General features: G+C 66.8%; 6 protein-coding genes. 1 reads left to right on the forward strand and 5 read right to left on the reverse strand.

All coding sequences use genetic code 11. From position 1 onward, the window contains the following. Positions 1 to 777 (reverse strand): alpha/beta fold hydrolase (locus AC1VAN_RS08930; RefSeq protein ID WP_480985658.1); only part of this gene is annotated, 777 nt, incomplete at its 3' end. A 193-nt stretch (positions 778 to 970) separates the two neighbouring features. On the opposite strand from AC1VAN_RS08930, the gene AC1VAN_RS08935 reads away from it, so the two are divergent. Further along, complete coding sequence (locus AC1VAN_RS08935) at positions 971 to 1,360, forward strand: hypothetical protein (RefSeq protein WP_442251862.1); 390 nt, start codon at positions 971 to 973, stop codon at positions 1,358 to 1,360. Positions 1,361 to 1,415: 55 nt separating this feature from the next. On the opposite strand, the gene AC1VAN_RS08940 is transcribed toward AC1VAN_RS08935, so the two are convergent. From AC1VAN_RS08940 to AC1VAN_RS08955, 4 genes are all read right to left on the reverse strand, one after another. Beyond that, positions 1,416 to 2,120 carry a DUF2968 domain-containing protein gene (locus tag AC1VAN_RS08940; RefSeq protein WP_282279373.1) on the reverse strand — a complete coding sequence of 235 codons (705 nt, stop codon included), beginning with the start codon at positions 2,118 to 2,120 and terminating at the stop codon, positions 1,416 to 1,418. A gap of 100 nt (positions 2,121 to 2,220) precedes the next feature. Then, positions 2,221 to 4,371: a TadG family pilus assembly protein gene (locus AC1VAN_RS08945; protein ID WP_099784489.1), complete on the reverse strand. Its 2,151-nt coding sequence runs from the start codon at positions 4,369 to 4,371 to the stop codon at positions 2,221 to 2,223. Positions 4,372 to 4,379: 8 nt separating this feature from the next. Then, the gene (locus tag AC1VAN_RS08950) at positions 4,380 to 4,844 is read right to left on the reverse strand and encodes a DUF3613 domain-containing protein (RefSeq protein WP_032975289.1); all 465 of its coding nucleotides are present in this window, start codon (positions 4,842 to 4,844) and stop codon (positions 4,380 to 4,382) included. After that, complete coding sequence (locus AC1VAN_RS08955; protein ID WP_480985659.1) at positions 4,841 to 5,725, reverse strand: tetratricopeptide repeat protein; 885 nt, start codon at positions 5,723 to 5,725, stop codon at positions 4,841 to 4,843. Before AC1VAN_RS08955 ends, AC1VAN_RS08950 begins: the two co-directional genes overlap by 4 nt. Positions 5,726 to 5,729: the final 4 nt, after the last annotated feature.

Raw genomic sequence — 5,729 nt, forward strand, 5'->3', positions numbered from 1 at the left:
GGTCAGGGTGAGGCCGTGCGGTGCACCGGCGTACACCTTCAGTTCTGCGTTGCGGATGATCTGCGAGGACAGCTTGGCCGAAGCATCGAAGGGCACGATCTGGTCGTCATCGCCATGCACCACCAGAGCCGGCACGTCGATCTTCTTCAGATCGTCGGTGTAGTCCACCTCCGAGAATTCGTGGATGCAGTCGTACTGGCCTTTCACGCCGCCCAGCATGCCCTGCAGCCAGAACGAATCACGCATGCCTTCGGTGACGCTGTTGCCATCACGATTGGCACCGAAGAACGGCGTGGCCAGATCCTTGAAGAACTGCGAACGATCGCCACCGGTGCCCTTGCGGATGCCGTCGAACACTTCCAGCGGGGTGCCGGCCGGATTGCCTTCGGTCTTCAGCATCAGCGGCGGCACCGCGCCGACCAGCACCACCTTGGCCACGCGCTTGCTGCCATGGCGGCCGATGTAGTGCGCCACTTCGCCACCGCCGGTGGAATGGCCGACCAGGATCGCGTCCTTCACGTCCAGCGCATCCAGAACGGCAGCCAGGTCATCGGCGTAGGTGTCCATGTTGTTGCCGTCCCAGGTCTGGCTGGAGCGGCCATGGCTACGGCGATCATGCGCGATCACGCGGTAGCCGTTCTGGCCCATGAACAGCATCTGCGGGTCCCAGGCATCGGACGACAGTGGCCAGCCATGGGCGAATACGACAGGCTGGCCGGTGCCCCAGTCCTTGTAGAAGATGCGGGCGCCATCATTGACGGTCACGAAATTGCTCATTGCAGGTTCCTTGGCGAAAGGGAGGGAAAGACGCCTGCGGGTTGGCCGGCGCCTGCGGCAGTACAGCGCATGATGGGCGATGTGTATTGCACGGCTGTGCCGGATTGGCGTGGTCGTCGCGCTGACGCGACTCGCTCTGGCGGCAGGCCGGTGCTGATGGCAACCATGGCCATCGGACGCGCGAGGGCCAGTCATGAAGATGCCGGGATGGGCAGTGCTGCCTGCACTGCTGTTGGCTGCTGTCGCGACGGCACAGACCAACGTGTACAAGTGCACCGGAGGTGAGCATCCGGTCTACCAGCAGACGCCCTGCCAGGGGCGCGCGGAGTGGCGCTGGGAAGTGCCCGGTGCCGAGTCGAAGGCACGCGGGCCCACACCTGCAGTCGTGCAGCCTGCCCGCAGCGGTAGCAGGCGGACGCCACGGCGCGGGCGCGCACAGGGCGCGCTGATATCGATCACGGCTGACCCGCGTGGCTGCGAGCGGGCGCGCCAGCGGCAGGTGGCAACACTGGCCAAGCCGCGCAGGCTCGACTACCTGCAGCGCAGGCAGCTGGATGACGCGGTGCGCGACGCCTGTCGTTGAGCACAACGAAAAACGGCACCCGAAGGTGCCGTTCTGGTCTGCAGCCGGGTTAGCCTCAGCGGCCGTCGCTGGCGGCGGCCGGCGACGCTGCTGCATCCGGCTTGGGCAGGCTCAGCTCCGGGTTGCCCTGTTCGGCCTGCAGGATCTGGATCCGGCGCTGCAGCGCATCGAGTTGGCTGTTGGTGCTCTGCACGTCGGTGCTCAGGCTGACCGCCTGCTGCTGGGCCTGCTGCAGCGCTGCGCTGACCTGCGCCGACTGCGCCTGCTGCTGTTCCATTTCCTGCTGCAGGGTGCGCAGGCGTTCTTCGTTGTAGGCCACCAGGCGCTCGGTGTAGCGTTTGCCGGCTTCCAGCCGGGTGGTGTCGATGTAGACCTGCGCCAGCTGTTCGGACTGCTGCGCGAAGGTGCGGTAGACACGCTCGGCGTTGTCGACGGCATCGGTCTTGATCACCCGCCAGAAATTCTTCTCCTGGAACAGGGCCACGTAGTAGGTCAGGGTATTAGCGTTGAACAGCAGGCTGGCGCCGTAGTTGCCGTTGTAGGTGGTACGCAGCTCGGTGAGCTGCTGCGCATCCATCAACTGCTTGAGTTCGTCGACGGTGTTGCGTACCACCGGTGCGGCCTTGGCCGGCTCCACCGTGGCAGTGCGATCGCCACGTGCGGCCAGCGCCGACGGCGCCACCACCATCATGGCCACGGCCAGCAGTGCTGCGCCGCGCCGATACCGGGCGAAGACGGTGCCCCCTGAAGTTTCTCGCATGTCTAGACCATCCACGGATGTAGTGTGGGTTGAGTTGAAAGTGGTTCCCCGCTGCGAGTCTAGCATGGGCGCGGACGCCGCCAACCGGTGCCCGCGCGGGTCAGAAGACCAGCTGCGCCGAGCTGCACTGGATCGACTGCATGCTGACATCGGTGCGGCCCAGTTCCAGCCCGAGCAGGCTGGCCAGGGTGTTGGTCAGCAGGGTGCCGACGCTGTTGAGTACGGGCTTGAGTGCGGCCAGCACCGGGTTCAGCAGCGCACACAGCAGGCCACTGCAGGTGACGTTGTTGCCGGGGGTGGTCACGCCGCCGCCGTTCTGCCCATCCAGGAATCCGGCCGGGGCGGTCTGGATGTAGGACGCCAGGTTGGTGCGCACGCAGCCGTTGTAGTCGATCAGGTTGCCCAGCAGGCTGTCGCAGCGGTTGATCAGCAGGCCGCCGACCAGCGAGCCCAGCAGGCCGTCGAGCAGGCCCAGGCCCTGGCCGGTCACGGTGGCGCGGTAACCGGCCCAGACCGATCCATCTTCCCAGCAGGTGCTCAGGCCAATCAGGCAGGGCTTGGGTACGCCCTTGGTAACGGTCCAGTTGCCCAGCGGTGCGAGGTTGCGTGACGGATCGCCATCGCGCAGCAATGGAATCACCTGGTCCACGTTGTAACGCCCGCCGCTGGGGAAGGCCGCCTGCAGGTAACGGTCTGCCAGAGCCTTGGCGGTGTCATTGGCGCTCATGCCCTGCTTGGGTGAACTGAGCATGCCTGACAGCACCCGCAGCAGTTCGTTGACCAGGTCTGACACGGCGGTGCCGACGGCCAACGGGTTGATCCGGGTCGAGCCGGTCTGGCCTGCGGCCAGGGTCAGGCTCTGCGTGCTGGTCAGCGCCGGCAGGGTGACCTTGTCGTTGATCAGCGGCTGCCCCAGCAGCCTCAACAACTGCTCGTTCTGCAGGGTCGCGTCGCAGACGTTGCTCTTGGAGAAGCGATCGGCTGCGTTGACCTTGCCGACGCAGGCGCGCAGCACCGAGGAATCGACCTGGATGGTGGCCGTGGGTGGTGACGCACCGCACTGGATGCTGGTCAGCGTCCCCATCGCATTGGCCACATCCACGTGCAGTGGCAGATGCAGGCGGGTGCCGAGCAGGTTCAGCAGCGGGCCGATCGCGAACAGGCGGTCGCTGTCGACGTCCACCATCAGCCGCACCTGCGCGTTGTACGCGCGTGCGCCGACGCCACCGATGGCGATCGACGGCGGCTCCACCACGCCGGCCTTGACGTCGATGCCCAGCAGGTTCAAGCCCTGCACCTGCACGCCATTGCCATCGTTGGCGATGGAGATCGCGGCGGTGACAAGATCCAGCACGTTGACCCTCGATTCCAGTGCGCTGCCGATGGTGCCGTCCGGTGAGATCACCTGCGCGAACAGGCCGCCGCCGCCGTTCTGGCTGCCCAGCAGAATGTTCAGCTGGTTGATGTCCAGCCGCGTGCCGACCAGGTTGGACAGCGCCTGCAGCTGTACGCCGACAGCGGTCTCGCGGCCCACCACCGTGGCAGTGGCATTGACCAGCTGTGCCAGTGATATGCGGTTGACCGACAGCAGCCGGTTGAAGTCGGCCACGCTGAGGTCGGCGGTGACCGGGATGCCCAGTGCCGCCAGCAGCCCCGACGGGGTGACAGTGGCCTGTGCCAGGCCGTCGTAGGACAGAATTGTTGCGTTGGTGACGTCCAGGCCGACCAGCCGAAGGGTCGCCATCAAGGGGGAGTTGCCATTGGTGCGCAGCAGCTGCGAACCCACTGCAAACACGGCGGTGGGTTCCGAACGCTTGGCCACCGCCTGCACGCGCAACGTGGGCAGCCCGCTGTTCTGGCCGAAGAACGGCAGTACGCCGCGTTCGGCAATGACCCGCACTGCGTTGCGTGGATTGCCTGCGTCCACGCTTGGGCTGAAGTGGTCAGCCGTTCCGCGGGTGGCATTCCAGTTGCCACACTGGATCTGCACCTGCCCAGGGAAGGTGTTCTGTGCAAGCGCGTTCTGCCGGGCCGCGCTGTTGTCGGCGTTGTCGGGCCGGCACAGGTCCAGCCGTTGTGCGCCTGCCAGCGCAGCCAGATCGACCACCTTCTGCGCATCGCGCTTGGCCCAGAACAGGAAGCCGATCTCGATCAGGCCGAGCATGGCCAGCAGCGCGATCATCACCAGCATCATGGTGACCGACATACCGCCGCGCGGGCGACTGAAGCTGATGTGGCGTGCTCGGTTCATGGCGGGCCTCAGCGTCCGGATCGGGAGGATCCTGCGGACTTGGCGACGTCGGTTTCGAAGAATTGCGGAATGTCGTACTGGAAGCTCTTCAGGTAACGCGCGTAGCTGGATGTGGCCTGGTCGCCGAGGATCGGCAGGCGGGCACCGGCCACCTCGCCGGACGCTTGCAGGCGGAACAGGCTGCGAGTGGTGTCACCGATCTGCGAGGTGTTGGGCTGCAACTGCGTGCCGCCGAAATCAGGCCTGGTTTCAGGGGCTGCGGGGGCTGCGATGGGCGCTGCGGCTGGTGGCGGCGATACGTCCACGGTAGCCAACGGCTCGCTGTGCAGGGGGGCGGCTGCCGGCGCGGGCGCGGCACCACCCAGCATCTGCCCGGTCAACGGTTGCTGCGGCGTCTGCGCCTGCACAACCGCAGCGAAAGACAAGCCGGCAAGCACCGGCAGCAGGCAGCGGATCAGCGGCGTCGAGGTCATGGCGTGTTCCCGGTGGGATGGTCGGTGGAGCCGAAGCGTTCCAGCATCGAGGGCGGCAGTCGTGGTGGGTCGCGTTCGTCGCGACCATCGCGGCGCGGTTCGGCGGCCAGGCGCGGGCCTGCGTTGGCGGGGGTGGCAGCTACCGAAGCAACTGGCCGTATCGCTGCCGCCGCTGCAGCAGTAGCAGCGGCCTGGCGTTGCTGCAGCCGCGCGCGGATCTGCTGCGCCTGCTGTTCGACGCTGCGGCGGGTCTCCTCGCTGAAGCTGGCCTGTTGGGCCAGCCGTTCGACGGTGGCAGTGTCGCCACGCAATAGCGCCCACAGGGCAAGATTGGCGGTGGCCTTGGCATTGCCTGGCGACAGTTCCAGCGCCTTGGCCAGTGGCTCGCGTGCCTGTTCGAAGCGGCCGGYACGAAGCCGTGCATAGCCCAGGTCGCCGAGGTAATCGGTGTTCAGCGGGCTCAACTGGGTGGCACGTGCCAGCGCCTGTTCGCCGCCCTGGTCGTCGTCGCGGAGGGCAGCGATCAGGCCCATGCCGTGTGCAGCGGCGGCGGCCTGCGGGCCATTGCCGAGTTCGCGGTACAGCGCCAGCGCCGCATCGATCTGGCCGGTCTGGCGCAGTGCGTCGGCCTGCAGCAGGCGCAGTGCCGGGGTATCGCCGTAGCGCTGGCGGAACGCATCCACGTGCGCCAGCGAAGCGTACCAGGCGCCTTGCTGCTGCATCCGCTGGATCAGTTCCAGATAGGCGTTGCGGCTGTCCTGCGGGGCCGGGGTCGGCTCGGCCAGGCTCGGCGCACGCAGGTACTTCGGCGTGGTGGAACTGCAGCCGGCAGCAGCGGCAACCAGGGCAAGCAACAGGCAGGCAGGGCGCAGGACAGGCATGAAG

The sequence above is a fragment of the Stenotrophomonas sp. 05L44_2 genome (assembly GCF_056665995.1).